The organism is Crocinitomicaceae bacterium (assembly GCA_016708105.1).
Classification (GTDB): Bacteria; Bacteroidota; Bacteroidia; order Flavobacteriales_D; family Crocinitomicaceae; genus JADJGJ01.
Window position 1 is genome coordinate 1,535,582 of the sequence record JADJGJ010000001.1, and the last position, 21,284, is coordinate 1,556,865.

The following is a 21,284-nucleotide window of genomic DNA, read 5'->3' on the forward strand; positions in this document are numbered from 1 at the left end:
CGATTTTATGGGCAGCGGTAACGGTATTCACGATGCCAACGGAAATAAAATACTCTCAGTTTACAACTATACCATTTACTCTAACACTGGTGTTTGGGGGTAGCTTAGATCATTTTGAATTTGCGGTTGGCAGCCCGCAAATAATTCCGAAACCTGCAGTATCAATTTGAGTTAGTTTATTCCACTATTGTCAACCTTTCTTTAGTCCTCTTTTTGGCTTGGTCAACCACAAATTTCAACAAGGATTTATTTGGTGTAAAATCCAAAGTTCCGATATGAAAAGAGTAAATTGTTATAACATTCTTTTCATGGGCGTCTTCAGGCAATTGACTCTCTGAGGCATCATCCAGCCATGTGTTTAATAGATAGCCAAGAATTGAAAACAAGGTTGTGCCCATTAAAGCGCTCGGCTTAACTGGGTTAATTAGGCCTTTTTTTGTAGGTACTTTGCGAGTTGGTAAACTTTTTGTCTTTTTTATATGTTCAATTACAAATTGTTTGTAAGTTGGATTTGCCAAAAACCAAGGATCATTGTTGTATTCTTGAAAAATTATTGGGTCTGGACCTTCGGTAATATTAAATCCAAGAATCTGTTCCCGACTAAAACCCTCTTTGTTTTCAAATGCCTGAAAAGGTAAATTATTGAGAAGTCCTCCATCAACCCAAAGTCCGGTTAATGGTCTCTCTGAAATTTCATTATGAATATGAATAGGCTTGAATAGTCCGGGAATATTCATTGAAATTGCAACAGCTTCAGCAACTGGAAAGTGTGGTGTAGTTTCAATTGAAAAAATGAGATTTTCTCCGGCGGTCATATTGGTTCCTGAGATTCTTAAATCGACACCAGTTATATTAAAAAATAGTTGAAACGTTACCGCATGACCTTTAATTTTACCAAATAATTCATAGTTTGTTAAATGATACTTTTCAAAATAACGCTCAATTAAGTTGTAGAAATATTCTCTGTTCATTGTTCCTGTAAACAAACCACGGTCGTACAAAATATTATAAATGTAATCATCGAATTTTTCATAAATTTTCCGTACCATAGTATTAGTTGGATCATCTTTTAAAGTGTTTCGTAGCTTTCTCTTTATTAAGGCTCCCGCTGTCTTTATGAAAAGCTGATATTCATATTTGTATAATGCCTTGACAAAGGCATCTGGCTTTTCGATTTCTCTCAAATTAAAACCAGCACCAACATCAATTTTTTTGCTTTTTAATTGTTTGAAACTCTTCCGATCTAAATCATCTAAATCTTCAGGTTTTAAGTTGTAATTTTGTAAAAGTGTATTTTCGATTTCCCTCGCACTTTTGTCATAAATATCATCCTTGTGGATTTTATCGTAAGCATAACCAAGTTCAATAACTTGTTGATCAGATTCTATTCCTTTTCTTATTTTTATTCCACGATATAGTCCCGTTAATGGTTTATCTTCTTTGAAGAAATCAAAGAATTCAAATCCTTTTTTGTTGAACAAATAATTGCCATTTAGTGTGCGGTCCGACTCAAACTCAATATCCTCTGAAGTCAAGCCAAGAGCAACGGTCAACGCGGTAATAGCGCCCGCTGAGGCACCAGCAACCCCCTTAATTTGCTTTACCTCGTCTATTTCGTGCTTATGTAAGGGTAGTATTTTTGCTTCTTCTAATGCTTGTAAAACTCCTAAATATGCATTTCCCTTACCTCCTCCTCCTTCAAACACCAAATATTTTTTATTACCCAAACTGATAGGGCTTAATTTTTTTTTATCTTCCATTGTCAATCTATTTATTTGGAAAAAAAATTATTTTTGTCTTTTTACCCGTAGATAAAATATGGTATAATCTCTCATCTTCTCTTCGATCCCTATCCTTCAAAGGCCATTTTATTCCTGGTTCATGCTCTGGGCCGTGAATTAATAAAATGATAGATAAGTTTTCAATCGTTTCATGTGTATTGACTATAATGGTATCACTTTTTTCATGAAGTGAAAAACGTATGAACTCCAACCAAACAACTGAGTCTTTTACAAAAGAACTGTTTAATGTGTAATAAAGGCTGTCAGAAGAGCGTTGTATAAGCTCTATGGTTCCAAGCGAATAACAAATTAATTCACTCTCAAAACCATTCAAATAGATTCCATAACTAGTGGGCGCAACTTTGTTACTTGAGTCCAATATTATACCTGATAATTCGGGTTTCCCATATTCACTCTGCTCAACAAAATAAGGAGTGGTATAAAATTTTCTGGAGTACAGACGACCGTCTGGGTACCATACTCTCTCCCAACCCGTAGGCACCAATTCAATGCCTGAAACAGAGAGATTTTCTCCACGATACGGATTATAAAGTAATTCAAATTCCTGTTCAATATTTTGTATTTTATTAACCTCAATAAAATTCGGAAAACCACTACCAACTTGGAAGAGTGCATTATTTGATACAGGATAGGTATTATACTTTACAAGTAAATAGGTAATTGGGCAAAAGTCTTCACCATCGCAAAAACACTTTTTGTATGGATATTGCATGGCACTCTTTTCTGGATTTTTTTTCACCCTCTTACTTGTTTTCTTATCACAGAAGGCGGCAACATAATGTGTTTCAAATATACGCTGACCAGTTTCTAAACTGATATCAATATCAAGTTCAAGTTGCTGTGTTTCGTTATAATAGAAATGCAGTGAAGTTAACTGTAAATGGTTTTCAAATCCTTCTTTTGAGTCACTATTTATCGAGGTGGTAATGCTACAGTTAAAAGTAATGCTTGAAAAATCAATTACTGACTCACACCACTTTTCAGATCCAATTGAAATTAATATAAATTCATTTAGGCCATTATGTCGTGTTAAGGTTATTGTTTGAACAGGCACATATTTAGCACTTAAACTACGCATTTGTGTAACAACAGAATCATAAAACTCTACATACCCTTTTTGAGCATTTGCATAAGGGTAACGTATAATATCGCGCTTTGAAATTCTATCATATATATCAATATAGATTTGATTTAGTAAAGTACTCACCGAGTCATTTTGCCCTTGAGTAAAACCGGCATTTCTCCATAAGTAGTCGTATGGAGCCAAACTCAAACCTATCTCTTCATTTGACTTAATTGAATTGTAACGGTTTTTGGTATCTAAGATGTGCTGTACAGTTCTTACTCCTATATGATCCTTTAATTGATGAAAATATATTGAATCATTTGATTCGATAAACTGCCTGTTATTTTCGACGGTTTTCATTGTTATTTGACCGTGCAAAACACCTATAGTAAGAAAAAGATTGATCAAAACAAATCTCATTATGGTCATGATATTTTTCATTACACCGCAGTTAACTGTTAACGCCAAAAATACATGAACTATTCTCAAGAAGTAGTGTGTGAATTTTCCTTTTTTTATCACCTTCCAAATCCTGTAAAACATTCAAACCTCCGAAATATGTATTGTCTTTTCTTCCTATGCATTTAAAAACCAGATAGTTTTTATTTTTATAATTTGTCAGAATTGTGATACTTAATAATTTGCCTCGATTCATACTTATATTATGTCAAAATTTAGGGTCATTTGATTTATTTTAATTGGGTATTATCCATTATTGTATAATAGGTCTGTTCTATCACTTTTTATTCTTGACTCTTGAATCAAGAATAATTAAATGTTTTGGGTCGACATCAACATTTACAGTTCCAAAAAACAGTACCTCCGGTTGTTAATTGTAGTGTATAAATTTTTTGTTCAGAAAATGAACTGTTCAAAAAAAGTGAATCTGTTACAAGATAACTTCCCAAATAAGGGGCTCTTGGATCTGGTTCCGGTTCTGGATAAATACAAGAACCATCATCCTTCTTAGCATCCGAATTATAATTTGTGGCGGTTGAGTCTGTGCAACCTTCCTTTTTACAACTTATAATTGTTAACTGTAAAAAAAGAGCGCTTAAAACTAATATTGATGTTTTCATAATTGTTCATTTTAATGAATTAATCCTTCTTGATATTTGGCACTGTCATTTCTGAAAGATAGCTCCAAAAATCTTTTTTTCCAATTTTACACCGATAAAAACTGGCAAATTCGTAACCTGAATCACTTGCCTTTTTTTGCAAATCAAGTTCCATCTGTTGCGGCAAAAATTGTACAGTGGTGTCAGTAACAAAAGGTTTACTAGCATAAAAAATCGTTACCCAGCTCGTTGAATGATATGGAGACCAAAATTGGTAATTGGTTTCATCTTCAAATGATGCAAAAAGAGAAATTTCTCCCGTACTGTCAAAAACTGTCAAAACATTTTCGCCAATTGCCGGCCAAAAGCCCTCTTTTAAATTTACGGTAGCGGTATCCTTTTTAATGTCTAAGTAAACGGTTCCGTATTTTTTTGAGGGATAATATTTTATTATTGAATCTAGTTTATCTAAATAGACATAACGGATTTCTGTAATGATTTTTCTTGCTTCGGAATCATTCGATGATTTTGTACCCAACGTATCTATCACAGAATAATATCCCACAATTTTAATTTCCTTAATCAAAGAAGCTGTCTTTATCTCTTGATTTAAATAGACTATACGGTACCGCGCATTGGCAATATTCAAAGTCAGACATTGAATCAATAGGATCAAAAATATTTTTATTCTAATCTTCATTAATCGTAAGTATCTATTGGTAAATTTTCATTAATCGCTCTCAAATGAAACGGAGAAGGCGTAACAAGTCTCTTTAATCCTGTCCCCTTACTTATTCCTGAAGGTTCAATTGTAAAACCCCAGGTGAAGGTTATTAGTATATCAGGGTCACCGATATTATTAATTTTTATTAATGATGTTTGAGCCTGCCAGTTTACAGTAAAATCAGGATGTGCTTTTCTTCCTGGAACATCATCAATTTTCATCGCACCATTTTCATACCTGATATGAGATATAATTGCGTCCCTGTCTACAATATCTACAAATTCCACCTGTGTTCCTGCAGGTGTTAATTCATTGTAACCTGCATCTACATCATAGTTATTGGTCACAGTCTGTATCCATCTATATGGACTATTTTGCTGTGTAAGTTCCACTGTTTTATCAAACGGAGTAAAACTCAAATCAATTACAACTCCATAACGCCCAGTATCTGGATCAGGGTATTCTGAGTACTCAATAATTTCTATTTCGCCAAATGGAGTTTGAATTTTATCTCCTAACTTAAAAATTTCTTCTAGAAATTTTTTACAATCAAAGTCGGGCTTATAGATACCATAATTCAATCTTTCATCATCAGTTTCTATCTCAAAATAATTTTGATAAAAAATTACGTTTTCGAATGTTAGTGATGATATTCTAAAAGTTGGAGATATATCCGCATAAGTTGCTGGTAATGCAGCCTGTATTTTTCGCTCAATAAATTTGCTAAATACATGCGGATATGTAAAAGTATATAGTCGGCAAAAAACTCTTCTTATATCTAAAAATTTTAAAGTGATTTTATCTTCCTTTACATAAGAGGTTTTTAAAACAGGATTTATAATGTTCTTGAGCATGTCGTCAGTAAAACTAAGACTGCTGAAATTAAATATTACATCATTTGTCAATCCAGCTCTTTTGTATGCCACATTGCTTCTAATTTTTGCTAAAAGTTTATTCGTGAGCTTCCAAAAGTTACATCCCCAAATTTTTACTATTCCTTCTGGATGAAAAGCAGCTTTGAACGCAACTATCCTATCTGCGTTATCTGGCCAGGCCGTCAAATTATAAAATGTAGTAAAATCCCACATGCGCATATCATAATCATTTGGATCGTACCCTAGCGAAACAACATCAATTTCGTTGCCTAAGAAATCGGTGTAATTAGAAGATTCTTGAGCGCTGTTTAGCAAAATTGGCCCATCAAGATATGCATGTGAAAAAACACTCAACTCCTTCAAAGTTTCTGGATTGGAGGTACCAATCATTTCAATGAGTTCGTAAATAGTTCTTTTTGAAATAATATTCTTTTGATTTGGATGAAATCTGATTTTTTTTCCATCACCATTCACATCAAAATAATTTGAGAATACAACTGGATCAAATGTTTTAAAAATAGTAGTGTTTTTACTATGAGTGCTCGTAGCTGAATTAAACAAATAGGAAATCAAATGTATTTTCCCTCTTCTTATATCAACGACATAAAAATTCAAATCTTCATTACTCTTCTCTTTAGAATAAAGCTTTTCAAGTTGTTTATTACAATAGTGCAGAAAATCAGTTGGAGTTTTCTTTAGAAAAATCGGGACATAATCAACACCAGCAACCAGCACAAAATTTTTCATGGCTTACAAATTGAGGTTAATTAAATAATCAACATTAATTAAAGTCAATTCTTCTGTTGTAACACTATTATCACCAATCAAGTAGGATGATGAAATAGCATCGAGATGTTTTTGGTCAATCGCAATTTTGATATTATAGACCTGTAGACCTAGAACATTCCAATAATAAGGATGTAAACCGCAGTGTTTTTTTCGAAACATCCGATAAGGATATAATGAAGCTGACTGGATTATTCTTTCGTTTTTAGAACAAGAGGATATGATTTTTTCATTTTTTGATAAATAATAATAGCTAACTCCATACTTCATTCCATTCTTGCACACTACGATGGAATCAATAACCCTTTCAAAATAAACAAAGTTGACTGGCTCACTCGTATCTGTAGAATTTTCGTTTGAATAATATTCTATCGTATCCAATTTGTAGTGCAATTCTGTAATTGGTGCATCTGAATATGGAGTTTCAATTTTTTTTTCATTAACAAAATATAATATTTCGATTCCAAGGTCAAAAACGTTTTTTGAAACTACTGTTAGTTTATTCTGATAGTAACGAAACGTAAGAACAAACGAGTTGAATTTTTTTAAATAATTAGAAAAATAATCATCGTTCGATATTGCTTTCTCCGGTTCGTTACGTTCATTATGATTGTTGAAAAGATAATAGTGGCGATCAACTCGTTCTGAGAGCATTTCTGATTTCGTTCTAACTATAACGAAACTATCATCCCCACCAGATTTGCCTTTTATGAAAATGCACCTCTTTCTTTCAAGATTTATTGTGGCAGAATAAACAATAGAATCAATCTCTATTTTAGGGTCAATAGAACTTAAGATCAAATCAAATGCAGAAATAGTTAAACTATCCAACGCAGATTTATTTGAAGCGAATAAATCTGTCAAATTTTTGGCATTGAAAGTCTCATCAGGTGATTTGTTCGTTGAGTAAAAAAAAATTAATGTATCACTTTCTGTAGAAATAACAGTATTCTGACCCCGTGCTATCGCATAGCATGAAATCAACAAAAAAAGTATAAGATTAATTTTTCTCAAAATCGTTACTAACTTAAATTCATAACAAGGACGATATTATAAATACCATACTTCATTTTTCTGTGTTAATTATATTGAGTTCATCAATTACTAAATATAATGTACGCCAATCATGCCGCAATTACCAAAACTCGAAAGACGAGATTAAGCATTTTGATATGAAATTGGGCAGATTATTCTCGATTTAGTGAGAACAAACTATGAGCCTGGTAAATCCTCAGGAATAACACCCGTCAGCATAACCATATTAGTTGGTATACGAGTTTCCCAAGCTGCTCCAATTGGCTCACCGTCCACATTATTCTCTTGTGCTTGAATTTCCTCAACAATTGATAAATAAAGTTCATCATCAATTGCAGGTAACTCTTCGCCCATCCATATTTCTCCAGTATTCAGATAATGTAACATTGCTTCGGTAAACTTAGGGTGCACCGGTACAACAACTCTTGCATATCCAGCCTTTAGAAATTCTGAAAAAACTTGATCGGTATCGCCTAATTGTTTGATGGTCGTCCAGCGCTCTTTTCGTCCCCAGAAATAAGGGTAGAATAAATAAGTCATATTATACCATTCTATGGACTGTTCAAAGAATTTTACAAAAATTCCTTCATTCAAAGCCTCGTTAAAATCCATTTCAGGATTTCCGTTTGAAGCTCGTTGCATCGAGTTAAATCCATCAAATCTTTGAAGAGTCAAAAGTTCAAGCGCCCATTTTTTCAATTCAGTCTGTTCAGTTTTTCTATTCTCAATCGGATTCTGCCCTGAAATGGTAATTCCTGCCTCCGCTCCAGCAACTTGATTATCATATTCGGCCTTCTGCTGATTGTAAGCATTAATAATTGAATTGTATGCGGCTAATTGCCATTTTTCATAACCACTGGTTGATAGTTTACAAAGCACTTCAACATTAATGGCATACTCTTCAAAATGCCCTCTAAATGAAAATGGAACAAATCCGGTTTCTCCATCTAACGCAATGGATATGTTTGATGGTGCACCAACTGAAAATGGTTTTCGTCCTATATTTCCTCCAATATACCTCCCGCTTCCATATGAGAATGCGATTCCCAAAAAAGCAGTATCTGCTTGATAGCCATCAGGCACTGTAAGATCATTAAAGTCCTTGTCATACCATTCTTTACCACCAGGAGTATAATCTAATGAGTAAGCTTTCGAGGTAGTCGTAAACTCTTGCGGTGGAGCAGGTATATCTTGAGCTTTATAAAGTGCTGCCCATAAATGATAATTCGTTCTATTTATGTCTTTGTGTGATTTTAAAGAGGCTGTTATTACACCGTCAGTATATTCTCTTGGATCAATAGGTTTTTCAATTGTAACACCTTCTTTTTTCGAAAATGCGTTGCTGTAAATGTGATAAGCTGCTGGTTCTGGTATTAAAAACTCAAGCATCAATCGCTTACCAAGATTGTAAACTTGGTTGGTATAAACCTTATCTACCCAATAGTAAAAGCCGTTGATGTGTTCCGTGCTCTGTGAGTTGTCAATTTTGTGAAGATTTGTAACCTCAACTTCATTGATTGTTGTTATTGAACGTCTTTCAAGTATTCTTTCCTGTATTCTACTTGTCGCTTCTTGAGTAATTTCTTTAGCATTATTAACCGCAGTAGAGGTCGCCTCTGATGCGGAGGAGGCTGTGGCATAACCCACATTGGCAGTAAGACTCACTGGACCATAGGAAGCACTCAACGAAACTCCTGCATCAAATTGTGTTGATTGAGAAACTAACGTATTTATTTCTTTGGAAAGTTCAAAACGATCACTTGTTTTTGTATTTGTTTCGGTTTCTTCGTTTCGTTCACTTTCGGTAAATAAAGTTTCTTCTCTTGTTTTTAAATTTCGATGAGTTTTTTCTTTGGTTTCTTTTGCAAGCACATTTTCAATATGAGCAATTTCATCCGCTTCATAGCGAACAAGTTCTTGTCTGATAATGTTAGCATAACCAGTACCTAAAACTTGTACATAAGTTTTCTTTGGATTTTCGGCTATGAGTTGATGCAATAATTCACAATGGGTAACAGCTCCAGTTGGACTACAAATTACATCTTCATATACAGCATTATTTACAGCAATAAGTGTATTTCCAATAATAACCACATGCTGAGGTTTTGAAAACTGCATTAGAGCTGCGGCTACTTTTCCAATTCTACCATCAATCTTTTTTGTTGCAAAAAGAACGTTGATTTCTTCTCCTGGTATTCTCAAATCAACTTTCAATACATTTTTTGTAGCTGTTGAGAGAGCAGTAAAATATTCTTCAGTCAATTCTTCAGCAAAACCCACATCTAAATAACTTTGATATGACTCTTCTGGATCAATTTCAATATTATTTCGAACATTATTACCCTTTTGCTTATCTTCATCGAGGGGGTATTTCAAACTATTTTTGAATTGCTCTTCAGTTAATCTGACCTTTTTTAACTTTTGAATTTGAAATTCATAAGCATCCATTATTTCTTCTCTGGCACTTTGAAACTTATTAAGCTCTGCTAAAAGCGCCTCGTAAGTGCTGTCGGGAGTATCAATGGGTGGAGCTGGTTCTTCAACAATCTTTTTTGGTAATGGAAATATTGGTTTCGGAAATACTAAATGCGATTTTTTCCAAAAATTGAGAATTTTAAGTTTTGTATTTAATGTGGTGTCTTGGATTTTTTTTAAAAGACCTATTAATCTGGTGGCAAGTATCAAATCATTAGTTAATGGATTTATTTTATTCTGAATGAAATGAGCAATGGCATTGTCCCAAAATTTTGATTCGTGTGCAACACTTCCAAAAGTAAAGTCACCAGGTGCCTGTATCGTTGTGTGATCGCTTGTACTAAGCATTTCTACCAACGTATCAAATTCCGGAAATAAGGCAAGTAAATCTGCCTTTTCACTTATGGCATCTGCATTTGTATCCAAATATTCCTGGGCGATTGTCTCAAATTCAGTCAAGGGTTCCTCATTTGTTACGGCATCATTCAAGTCGGTTACCAAATCGCTGGGGGTAACATCGTAAGTAACCAAATAATTTTCAACAATATCAGTAGGTACTTTTACAATATTACCGACTACCATGTGAGGATAAAATGATTTTTGTGCCATAGCTATCTAGTTTATAATTTTTATTTGTCAATAATTTAAATTCCTTCCAAAATATTACCCTTATAAATTCCACCAAAATCTGCTAAAATTTATGAACATTAAAAGTAACTCATAAATTAGAAGATAATTATATGATGTTAATAAATTTATTTAAAATCGATTCAGATAACTAAAAATAGATTTTGTCATACAATTTGTTTATTCGTTGTTTTCAAATTACCTTTCTTATTGTGTATGTTTATTCTTTATAATGTGATAGTAATCAACGGATTACTATAGCATGTGTTTTTTGACATTATCATGTATTATAGAATTAACTTTTTATACGAGATCCAGCTATGATTTCTTGGAAATCGATTCTGCCTGTATGCGTTCCGATTTGCGTAAATTAAAGATATTTCTACTCCCTTTGCCTTCGGCACAGGTCGCAATTTGCTCCGCTTCCCCACTACGTTGAGGCTCGTTCCTCACCACGCTGTTTCTTGCTTTTACCCCTTCCCCGTTTCACTGAGAGTCGTTCCTCCTCTCGCTGATGTTGAGCTTTGCTCCCTTAGCCTGCGGCACAGGTCGCAAAATGCTCCGCTTCCCCACTACGTTGAGGCTCGTTCCTTACCTCGCTGTTTCTTGGTTTCACCGCTTCCCCGCTTCGCTGAGAGTCGTTCCTCCTCTCGCTGATTTACCAAATCGACTAACTAAAATTGTATATTTGAGTAAACAACTTAAAATGACATCAACAAATTGGCATGAGGCAGGCCATGTCGTTTTTGCAAATATCTTCAAGGACTATATTGTAATCCAAGAAGTAACTATTATTCCTGGTGACTATGGAAAAGGTGGAGTTCGAATTGGGACAATTAAATCTAGTGCTGATGAAACAATATTAGACCATTTTCATTGGGTTGTTGCAAATCTGGCAGGACTAGTAGTAGAGTTTGCAACAGAGAATAGAGAAGACGACAAAATTTTTGTCAAGATTCTTTCATATCTCGCAAAACGGTTGGATCCAAATGACAATACCACGGATTCATTTGACGGAGATTTCGAACATATGCAAGATGCACTAAATATAATATCAACCACATTAGGAAAATCAAAACAAGACATTCTAAGCGCAGCTATGATATTTATTGGAAGGCTATTATTGAGAGATGGAGAACTTTGGAAGGTTATTGATTCGCTGGCTTTAGAATTAGAAAAGTCTAAATCAATAAACAACTCTGAACTTAATCATTTATTTAGCTCGCTTGGCTTCAATCAATTTATTGTAGAACATAAATTGGCTTTCATAGAGGAAAGCAAAGATTTGATTTTAACAAATGAAAACGATTAAAATGGTAATGAGAAAATTTTGGGAAATAATTTATGACGACAGCAAAAGAACAATTGAGGTAATTGGTTCCTCAACAGACGACACTCTTTTGACGAGCAATATTTCAGAAATGCAACAAGCAGGTATGCAAGTCCGTTGTTCAACGGGTGATATTTCATTTCCGAAAGAAGATATGAAAGTCGCTGGCTACACAAACGAAGACGATTTATACTCACGTTTGTTGAAGGAATATGAACAGTTGACAAAAAAACAATTGAAACGTTGGTAACATTTTTCACTGTTACACCGCTTCCCCACTACGTTGAGGCTCGTTCCTCACCACGCTGTTTCTTGGTTTCACCGCTTCCCCGTTTCACTGAGAGTCGTTCCTCCTCTCGCTGATTTTGAGCTATGCTCCCTTCGCCTGCGGCACAGGTCGCCCAATGCTCCGCTTCCCCACTACGTTGAGGCTCGTTCCTTACCTCGCTGTTCTTGGTTTTACCGCTTCGCTGAGAGTCGTTCCACATCTGGCTGATAGTATAGAGATTTCTAATTTCAATTGTAAGCACATTCTTTCCAATATGTAAAAACTATCTAACCTCAACTTCTTTGCCAGTGGTTCAAAAAGGACAAAAGAAGATGAGTTTGAATAATTTTTAAAAATGTCACCCAAATTAAGAAATTTTCGTTCGTTCAAAAAAATAGGAGTTGGAATCTGAGTTGTAAAAGATTAGTCTCCAACCTTGCTCATACAATTCATTTAAAACCTTAATCTGCGTTTGTTTTGTTAGAACGAACAAAGGAGTTTCTTTTATTTGCTCATTCGTCCACTGGACAATTGGTTGAAAAACTAAAGAGTCATTAGGATAATAAAAATAAACACCTCTTAAATCATCGACATTATCACTATTAGACAAATAAAAATCAACCAGTAATAATTCCTTTCGTAAAGTATCACTGGTTTGTGCACCTAAATGTGAATAGCAAATAAATGCAAGCAGAAAAAAAATCGTTTTCATACAAAATGAATTTAAGGGTTCTTAACTTCTGCCATCATTAACCTTCGGTCCTTTTTAGAAATTTTTCCGTCCACTCGAGTCTTCATCATGAACTTTGCCAAATCCAACGTGAGAGCATCCTTAATTGTTCCTGCAGGACCAAAAGCAGCTACTACTAAAGGGTCAAGACCAGGTACTGCGGTCAAAAGTCTATTTTTTACACTTTGCGGAAATCTTGGCAAAATCTTGGATACAAAATAATCGCTATCCAAAAACGTAATTTCAATATCCTCATCAGTATAATTGAACTTACCGCTTCTAGACGTAATCATGATATTTTTAATCTCCTTCAACAATGCCTTAACTGCAGGTGCCATACTTTTATTCACAGTCATATCTTCCAATAAATTGGTTGGGATTTTTAAATTCCTTTGCGACAAAATTCTTGAATATGTAGTATCTGGATCAGTTGGGAAGGGTGCAATCAGTTTACCTAGTGTCAAACATGGATTAGCTGCTAATTTATGAAAGCAGCAACATAAATTACGTGAGGTTGTAAAAAGTTGGCCTATGTCAACCATATCTCCAATGTCGGATGGTCTTGGGTTTTCTGATCTAAGAAATACAGTGTACTTATGATTAAAAATAGCACCTGGACCAAAAAGCCCTGCCCCTTCAATATATCCACTAACTAATACCTGTGTGGGTGAAATCGCTTGATAATTATAATTGATAGGAGCTCCTTGAGAATTGGATCCAATATCGGTATCATGTATACCAATATGCCCTGAATCGCCTAAAGGCCAAGGAACTGGTGTTACACGAGTGTCTACTACCCAGCCAGATGGAACAGTATACACCGTATCCAATTGTGTGACCTGTGGGTTAATTCCACTATCCGCATGTTTTTGCACCACAAAATCTGCAGTACTTGTATCATATTGAACGGCCGGTTGTTGTACTTGAACATTTTCAGGATAATGTCCGGTATCAAGTCTTGCCTCTATACATATTCCCTCCATTGCCGGATCACGAACAACAATAAAAAAGAATTCCTGAATACCTTCAATAATTCGCAAACCTTGGGCAAATGTTCTCCTGTTCGTTGGCTGTAATAAATGTGGACGTGGCAACATGAATAATACTGCGCGATTGGTACCAGTATGATAACCACTAAGCAAATTATACATTTGATCAATATTCGTGGTTGTCGTTTGAGTTTCGCTTCTTTCGGTGGAAGCATCAGCATCAACATTATTAGAGTCTACTGTTGTTTGACCCCATTCATGTGTGAATCCAATATCAGCCCCCCAGAGGCTTGAGTCTCCGCCAGTAGCACTTGCAGGCGTAGTCCCTCCTCCTACATTTGCGTTAGCCGAAATTCCCGTTTCAGTTGTATTTGTATTGCTAAAAGAATGTCCAGTACTAACATTATTATTTGATGCAGTAAGCACCTCTCCTTGTTCAACAGAGCTCTGTATTAAATCCCTGTTTTTTGGTTCCATTTCAAAAATTTTGGGATAGGCATGTAGTTTCCATGCAGCAGCAGAGTTTGGAAAAACAGCAACATTTAATAATGCTCCATAGCAACCAAAATAAGTATCAAATATTTCATCCAAAAGAACTTCTACAGGTGTATTACCAAATTCCACATAACCATCTGTCAATTCCTGATCGGTTGGCTGATATCCAGTAATAGAACAAGTTATTTTTACATAGGTTAATTTACCCGCACAAAAAGGTACCGGCAAAGTAGCAGGATCAGGCTCATAAGCAGCAATTGCCAGCGAAGAACGCCATGCAAGCGGAAATTTATGATTGCAAAAAACAGGATCCATCATATCCTGACTCACGCATAATGGTTGCCAAGGAATGTCTTGTGGTTGTGGTAAATCTGCCATAGTTTTGGGATTTAAATAGGTTAAATAAAAAAATTAACGACCATTAAATATATAGCTATTTATTTCAATTTACCTAATTTTAATTAGAAAATAAATCAATTATATTCCCGCTACCTATCTTTTTTTAATTAATTGACAAATGGTTTGTTTTTAAACATTACGAGTCTTATGGACTAGGTAAATCTTTGAATAGGATAGTAAATTACGACCATATTTATCAGTATTTATACGCAGGTATAAATACTGATAACATAAAAAACGAATGAAAGAAATCACTTTTTCCTTTTTTTGAAAACAAGGCGGTAAAAGACGTACTTTTATATATGTAATCGAACCAAAAGTTGAAAATGCGGTAATTAATGATAAAAAAGTTGCTCATATTATTTGTTGTAATACTACTCTTTTTCTGCAAAAACGGAATTTCACAAAGTTTTTTGAATGGTGATTTTGAATTAAACAGCGCTACAAACGGTGTTGATCAAATCGCTTTAACAAATAGTCAATTTAACCCAATGATTTCCAATGTCTATAGTTTTGGCACTTCTCCGACCGGTTTAGATCTTGTCACGACTAGTGTTTGGGATGGAGGACCCTATACTGGAAATTGGTATTTAGGAATAGAAGGTGGAGGCATAGAACAATTTTCTTTGGAATTAAGCAGTCCGTTAATTTCCGGAACAACTTACAGAATTTCCTTTTTTGATAGAGGTCGTGCCGTGCATCCATCAGCACCCATCGAAATTGGAGTTTCATTGGTTAATAATAATTTTGGAACATTAATATATACCGCACCTGAACCGGAATTTGGGGTGTGGAATCTCAGATGTTTTACTTTTACAGCTCCTTCTAATGTAACATTTATTACGGTTAAAGGAGGTAATTCTCCGGGCAGTTGGACGAAACTGGACAATTTCATTATTGATTTTGATACATTGAAGTCATGTGCTGAAATGGCGGAAATTACAATGCCTAATATTTTCACACCAAACGGAGACGGTATCAATGATTTCTTTGCTCCCGTTGAGCTGACAAACATCACAGAGGCATCGATGTCAATCATTAATCGATGGGGGCAAACTCTTTATGTAACTGAAGATTTAATAAGCGGTTGGGACGGTTCTGACAACGGTTCACCTTACTCAGATGGAACTTATTTTTGGCTGATTCATTACACCGATGCAAATAATGAAAGAAAATCAGCTTATGGTATTTTTAGTTTGCTAAAATGATTCCATCAAAGAACTTTCATTTTATTCCCTTCGCCTGCGGCACAGGTCGCACAATTGTTCCGCTTCCCCGCTTCGCTGAGAGTCGTTCCTCCTCTCGCTGATAATTCAGTTATCCACTTAAAAAATGATATATTTGAATAACTCAAAAATCAGATATTCCGATTTGGATTTCCAGATATTATAAAGCCCGCAATTAATAAAAGTAAATAATGACGAAATATTTAACAGAAACAATTTTAGGACAAGAGCTTGAAATTATATTTCCGAAGGTCACTTTCATTCGAGATAAAGTAGTTCCAGATTCAGGACTTCAAACTCGCCCCGACTATAGAAGTGAAGAATTAAAACTAATCGTTGAATTTGACGGAGACCAACATTATAAAGCGACACAGAAAATAAAACGTGAAATTCAGAAAAGTGAAACCTATACACAAATGGGTTATAAAGTAGTTCGCATACCGTACTTTGTTCAACTCTCAGAATCCACCATAAAAAATTTGTTTGGAATAGATATAAAATACCAACAGACTTTCCCTCACGGTTTCATTTCTAAAACGGTAATCATGCCAGCAGATTTTTGTGAAATGGGAGTGCTTAAATTTCAAGCTGATCTGGATAGCTTTGAATATATACGACATGATATTATTAAATCTCTAAAAGACAAAGTGATCGAGCTGGGTGATCAAGAATTTGTGTTACCAAATTCTATGAATTATCTATTTGAAGAATGAAACCACCAACGAAACTGGTAAGATAGAATATGTAATTATTTATGCTGACTTTTTTGGTTTCACCGCTTCCCCGCTTCGCTGAGAGTCGTTCCTCCTCTCGCTGATTATTCTGTCTTTTGACACAATATAAAAAATGTATATTTGATTAGTGCAGAAAAGTTTTGGAGACAAATTGTGTAGCTGCAATCTTTCAAATTGAATATAAGCAATGACAACAGACGAACAAAATATTTTTAATGACTTGCAGAATAACTCCTTGATTTTTTTCAAGGATTTTATTGACAGAATTACTGATAAGGACACCGCTTCTGACGACCACATTTCAAACGAACTCGTTATGCTTTCAGTTTCTTCTTTGCAAATTTCGCTCGAGCTTGCGTTGAAAGCGGTAGTTCTAAAAAAATCAGGTCTTCTACAAATAATTAAGGAAGAGAGCTCAACAAAATCAATTGCGGTACTCTTTCAAGATTTCCAAAACAATTCTTTGAAGACAAAACAGTTTGAACAAATAAAAAATTACGCAAAAAGCAACAATCTTGTTTCAACACTTTCCGATTTTGATTACGAAAATATAACGTCTTTTCAGAAATATAGAAACGGAATAGTGCATTTCTCATACAAGTTTCAGGAAGGCGATTTTTTTGATTTAAAATATGACATAACTTATTTTGTAGTAAGTATCTTGATTAAAGTTTTGTGCACAGGTGATGATGACATTAAACCCAGTGAGTTTCTCGAATACTCTTTGGGGAGTAAATATCATAATAAACTAATTCATTATAGACCTTATGTTGTGGCAATGAAAAGTATGGCAGATGCACATTCTGAGAAAGTATTTAATTGTATAATTTGTAATAGCAGAACATATGCCAAAGAAGAAGACTACTGTTACTGTTGCAATTTTTATGGCGACCTTCACTCGTTTAGGGATTGTGAGTATTGCAATGAAAAAAAATCTATGATTTATGATGGGCTTAACATCGGAATTAACCAATTTACTGCAAAAGCACAATGTTTAAACTGCCTTAGAGATACAATTATTTTTCTTTGTCCAAAATGTGAATCCAGTTACAACTTGGAAATTACTTCTGAGCAAAGATGCAGTTTTGATGATTGTAAATTCTCATGAAATCTTCAAAATGAAGACACTTGGTTTCACCGCTTCACTGAGAGTCGTTCCTCGTCTCGCTGATGTTGAGCTTTGCTCCGATTCCCCACTACGTTGAGACTCGTTCCTCATCTCACTGTTTCTTGGTTTCATCCGCTTCCCCGTTTCACTGAGAGTCGTTCCTCCTCTCGCTGATTGAGAGCTTTGCTCCGCTTCCCCACTGCGTTGAGGCTCGTTCCCTACTTCGCTGCTTCTTGTTTCACCGCTTCCCCGCTTCGCTGAGAGTCGTTCCTCCTCTCGCTGATGGTATTACGTCATACTATCGAAACAATGTCTTGTATCTTACTCTCCGGAGTAATATCAATTCCGTTCTTTTTGAAATAAGAAACAATCATGTTTATGTAGTTGTTTCCTGCTCGCGCTCCGGTCGAATAGATTTTGACGTACTGGTCAAGTTGTCCAGTAAATACAAAATTATAGCCTGGTAGATAAGGTGAAATCCCATATGTTTTTTGATTCCTCGCAATCTCCTCAGAATAATAAGGTTTAATCTTCACCAATTTATTCATCGGATAAGCCTTGTGCTTACCTGCAATCACACTTTCCACATAATCCTTTTGAAGCAAAATTCCCGCTTCAAGTGTTGATACTTTCTTATTCACGCCGGAGTCTGTATTGCCAATATTACCCGGATTATTATTGTTATAAGATCGCGTTCCCTTATAAAATCCTTCCTTTTGAGCCATGATTGTTATAAGCATTTTTAATCCTCGCGGTGTATTTGGCAAAGCCCTTTCCAAAGCAGGCATATACTCATTCGTCATTTCTTTGGTAAAAGTAATCTTCACATTATAATCGTACGGCTTACCCGGAAAAGTACTTCCTTCAATAATCACATCTTTGTAAGGTGCTTTCGGATCACCGCTAGGAGCAGTATTTGAGACAGCTGGTACACTAACATTCGGAGCCGCAGCTTTAAGCAAACTTTGAAGCAAATTCCATGTTTTATCACCAACTATACCATCCACTTTCAGACCATTCTCTTCTTGAAATTTCAAAACGGCTTTTTCAGTGTTATCTCCAAAGTCGCCATCTTCTTTTAACTTCTTGAACTTTCCTGCTCCATACTTGTTCAGATTGTATTGGTTCAAGTTCTCTTGAAGTACAACATTGTTTTTATCTTTTACTCCTTTTTCAAGTTTCATATTGATATTTTTTGCATGGTTAAACTAATTTTTCTACTCTAATTAATCTAAAAATTCATTATAAATCCGCTCGTACATCGGCTTGTGTTCCCAGTACCATGTATGAGTTACTTGCCACCAGTGTGCTTTAAACTCGCAATCAATATTTCCTTCCTTGGCAACGTCATAGAAATCCAGATGGTTACTTACAGGGTCATGTCTGTCATAAAAATTGATCCAAGGCAAGTGATCCAAATCATGCAAAACAGGATTAAATACAGGAATTGGTTCTCTTGGAAATAAGTTGTGCTTTATTTTAAAAGAGTGCAAATGTTTAAGTATTTGTCTTCGTACAAATTCATTTTTACCTGTGGTCTGCTTGAAAAAAAAGTAGATTTTATCAAGTGGGGATCCAAAAGTAACCAACCCTTTTAACTTCGCACAGCTATTCCTTAAATCGTCTTCTCCATCAAGACTTATTCGAATACTAAGTTTATTCAATGCATCGTATGCGATAGCGCTTCCCAGCGAATGTCCCGCAATAATTATTTCATCATATTTATCACTTTTAATCAACGCTTCAATTTGCTGCCGCGCTCCAGCCAATATTTTTTCCCGTAATTCGTAATGTTTCTTCTTCACATCCATCGTTGTATAAATCGCAACATCACCAACATACCCTTTCAACATTGCACTTGCTGAATTCTCAAATTTTTTCCAAATACCTTTCACGATTTTGGTTGCCGGACTAAATAAATTGGTGAGCACTTGTAGCGCTGCACCGATAATGACACCGATAATAGCGGTAGCTTTTACAATATTATACCAAAATATTATTCTCCTCAGCATATTAGCCAACTGAGAAAGACTCGCCTTTCGGTTATCTATGTGCTCATCCTTTGAGCTTTCCTCATTTCGTTCTAGCTTCTTATTATAGGTTTGTTTCGCTCCTTTCAACGTTTCCCTTAGCCAGTCAGTAATTTCACCAACGCTTATTTTCTCCTCTGTCAAATTCGCCCAGTAATATTCATGCACATCAACGTAACGCTGCGGCTTCTTCACATCTTCCTCGGCAGGCATGATTCTCAAAAAACTGTCAATCCATTTATCTCCTTTATTATTGTTTTGCTTCAATAATTTATGCTCCAGGTTTGGAATAGCCGAACTACTCATCCTATCGCAATACATGGCGTATAATCCACGGCCAAACTGATCAAGAGTTTCAAATGGATTCTGCGCTCCAATTCCATGTATAACCACAATAGCGGTTTTGCGTTTAATCAGTAATGGTGTTTTGTCATTTATTAAATTAAACTTATCAATTGTTTTTCCAATTGACTTCTGGTTTTCCTTTAATTTATTCGAGAACTCGAGCAGAGTCGCTTTGAACCGTCTTAAATTTTGCCTTTTGAAAGTAAGTTCAAGAGCGTTATATTTTGCCTCCAATCCAGAAAGTCCTTTCCGTATCTCTGGCAAAGAAGTCAAACCAACAGAAGGAGGAAGTTTGAACGGATTGATAAGTAAAAATCGCACAATAGATTCATCAATCTCGTTTTTTTCAACTCCCGCTTCAATAAGCGCTTGATAAGGGATATTCAAATCTTCAGTCATAAGAAAAAGAGGGATTTCATTATTATTCCAATACTTCAATTCCTATTCATTAAAACGTAAACTAATTTCTTCAGTAGTCAGCGCTGGTTGGTTAAGTACCTTTGAGTTGCGATAAACAACAATTGTATTTGCATTTTCATCGGTACTCTTTGCAAAAACATCCAGTAATCGTATTTCAAACCCTTCTTTTATTAACTGAAACACCAACAGTTGGCACGTGGTGGGATCAACATTTCTACCATATTTAACACTATTAATCGGTCCTAAATTGTGTTGTATTTTTGAAGGAAAAATATTATAATCCGTCTTACTGTGCAATCCTAATTCGGTTAGCGCGTTAATTACTTTATCACCATCCGAAGATTGTCTGTAATAATTAACTCGGTATTTTTTATTGTAAGACTTGATTTCCTTAAGACTTTCAATTGTAGAATCTGCATAATTTCGCTGCTCAATTTTTTGATAGATCAGTGTGTTAGGCTCTGGCTCTTTAATCTGTATTCCACTCAATTCTTCATTAAATTGTACAATTTCAGCATCCTTATTTGCAACGGCAGAATCCAAATAATTGATTTTGTTCTCCCGATCAATAAGCTCCTTTTCTTTCTGTTCAAGTGCAGTTGTTTTTTCATCAAGCAGTCTATCGCGGTCCTCAAGTCTTATCCAAAAAACAAATAAACAAATCGAAATAACTGTGACCGGTACAAACGCATACAGTATGCCTGAATTTCGTTGTTTTTTTTGAAGTTGTTTTAAAATTTCCTGGTAATCATTTTTTTCCAT

At 35.1% G+C, this 21,284-nt stretch carries 17 protein-coding genes; 5 read left to right on the forward strand and 12 right to left on the reverse strand.

Translation table 11 applies throughout. The annotated features are described in order from the left end of the window. Positions 1 to 176 precede the first annotated feature (176 nt). The 7 genes from IPH66_06690 to IPH66_06720 all read right to left on the reverse strand — a co-directional run bounded on the left by IPH66_06690 (position 177) and on the right by IPH66_06720 (position 10,430). Complete coding sequence (locus tag IPH66_06690) at positions 177 to 1,760, reverse strand: patatin-like phospholipase family protein (GenBank protein MBK7129036.1); 1,584 nt, start codon at positions 1,758 to 1,760, stop codon at positions 177 to 179. Between the two features lie 7 nt (positions 1,761 to 1,767). Next, positions 1,768 to 3,309: a hypothetical protein gene (locus IPH66_06695; protein ID MBK7129037.1), complete on the reverse strand. Its 1,542-nt coding sequence runs from the start codon at positions 3,307 to 3,309 to the stop codon at positions 1,768 to 1,770. Positions 3,310 to 3,659: 350 nt separating this feature from the next. Continuing rightward, on the reverse strand, positions 3,660 to 3,947 hold the full coding sequence (locus IPH66_06700; protein MBK7129038.1) for a hypothetical protein: 288 nt from the start codon (positions 3,945 to 3,947) through the stop codon (positions 3,660 to 3,662). Between the two features lie 19 nt (positions 3,948 to 3,966). Beyond that, positions 3,967 to 4,491: a hypothetical protein gene (locus IPH66_06705; GenBank protein ID MBK7129039.1), complete on the reverse strand. Its 525-nt coding sequence runs from the start codon at positions 4,489 to 4,491 to the stop codon at positions 3,967 to 3,969. Positions 4,492 to 4,625: 134 nt separating this feature from the next. After that, a complete protein-coding gene (locus IPH66_06710) occupies positions 4,626 to 6,272 on the reverse strand; it encodes a hypothetical protein (protein MBK7129040.1) in 1,647 nt (548 codons plus the stop codon). Between the two features lie 3 nt (positions 6,273 to 6,275). Beyond that, entirely contained in the window at positions 6,276 to 7,175 is a 900-nt protein-coding gene (locus IPH66_06715) for a hypothetical protein (protein ID MBK7129041.1), read from the reverse strand. Between the two features lie 348 nt (positions 7,176 to 7,523). Then, a complete protein-coding gene (locus IPH66_06720; protein ID MBK7129042.1) occupies positions 7,524 to 10,430 on the reverse strand; it encodes a hypothetical protein in 2,907 nt (968 codons plus the stop codon). A 706-nt stretch (positions 10,431 to 11,136) separates the two neighbouring features. On the opposite strand from IPH66_06720, the gene IPH66_06725 reads away from it, so the two are divergent. After that, entirely contained in the window at positions 11,137 to 11,760 is a 624-nt protein-coding gene (locus IPH66_06725) for a hypothetical protein (GenBank protein ID MBK7129043.1), read from the forward strand. Further along, positions 11,747 to 12,028 (forward strand): hypothetical protein, encoded by a 282-nt coding sequence (locus tag IPH66_06730; protein ID MBK7129044.1) that lies wholly within the window; start codon positions 11,747 to 11,749, stop codon positions 12,026 to 12,028. Before IPH66_06725 ends, IPH66_06730 begins: the two co-directional genes overlap by 14 nt. Before the next feature lie 385 nt (positions 12,029 to 12,413). Here IPH66_06730 and IPH66_06735 read toward each other — a convergent pair whose 3' ends face one another. Then, positions 12,414 to 12,758 (reverse strand): hypothetical protein, encoded by a 345-nt coding sequence (locus tag IPH66_06735; protein MBK7129045.1) that lies wholly within the window; start codon positions 12,756 to 12,758, stop codon positions 12,414 to 12,416. Positions 12,759 to 12,769: 11 nt separating this feature from the next. After that, on the reverse strand, positions 12,770 to 14,638 hold the full coding sequence (locus IPH66_06740) for a hypothetical protein (protein ID MBK7129046.1): 1,869 nt from the start codon (positions 14,636 to 14,638) through the stop codon (positions 12,770 to 12,772). Between the two features lie 359 nt (positions 14,639 to 14,997). Between IPH66_06740 and IPH66_06745 the strand changes: the two genes are divergently transcribed. The 3 genes from IPH66_06745 to IPH66_06755 all read left to right on the forward strand — a co-directional run bounded on the left by IPH66_06745 (position 14,998) and on the right by IPH66_06755 (position 17,727). Then, the gene (locus IPH66_06745; GenBank protein MBK7129047.1) at positions 14,998 to 15,867 is read left to right on the forward strand and encodes a gliding motility-associated C-terminal domain-containing protein; all 870 of its coding nucleotides are present in this window, start codon (positions 14,998 to 15,000) and stop codon (positions 15,865 to 15,867) included. A gap of 209 nt (positions 15,868 to 16,076) precedes the next feature. Continuing rightward, the gene (locus IPH66_06750; protein ID MBK7129048.1) at positions 16,077 to 16,598 is read left to right on the forward strand and encodes a DUF559 domain-containing protein; all 522 of its coding nucleotides are present in this window, start codon (positions 16,077 to 16,079) and stop codon (positions 16,596 to 16,598) included. A 208-nt stretch (positions 16,599 to 16,806) separates the two neighbouring features. Further along, the gene (locus tag IPH66_06755; protein ID MBK7129049.1) at positions 16,807 to 17,727 is read left to right on the forward strand and encodes a hypothetical protein; all 921 of its coding nucleotides are present in this window, start codon (positions 16,807 to 16,809) and stop codon (positions 17,725 to 17,727) included. A gap of 293 nt (positions 17,728 to 18,020) precedes the next feature. Here IPH66_06755 and IPH66_06760 read toward each other — a convergent pair whose 3' ends face one another. From IPH66_06760 to IPH66_06770, 3 genes are all read right to left on the reverse strand, one after another. After that, positions 18,021 to 18,911: a peptidoglycan-binding protein gene (locus IPH66_06760; GenBank protein ID MBK7129050.1), complete on the reverse strand. Its 891-nt coding sequence runs from the start codon at positions 18,909 to 18,911 to the stop codon at positions 18,021 to 18,023. Positions 18,912 to 18,953: 42 nt separating this feature from the next. Then, positions 18,954 to 19,970 carry a hypothetical protein gene (locus IPH66_06765; GenBank protein ID MBK7129051.1) on the reverse strand — a complete coding sequence of 339 codons (1,017 nt, stop codon included), beginning with the start codon at positions 19,968 to 19,970 and terminating at the stop codon, positions 18,954 to 18,956. Between the two features lie 573 nt (positions 19,971 to 20,543). Continuing rightward, positions 20,544 to 21,284, reverse strand: a complete 741-nt coding sequence (locus tag IPH66_06770; GenBank protein ID MBK7129052.1) for a hypothetical protein — start codon at positions 21,282 to 21,284, stop codon at positions 20,544 to 20,546.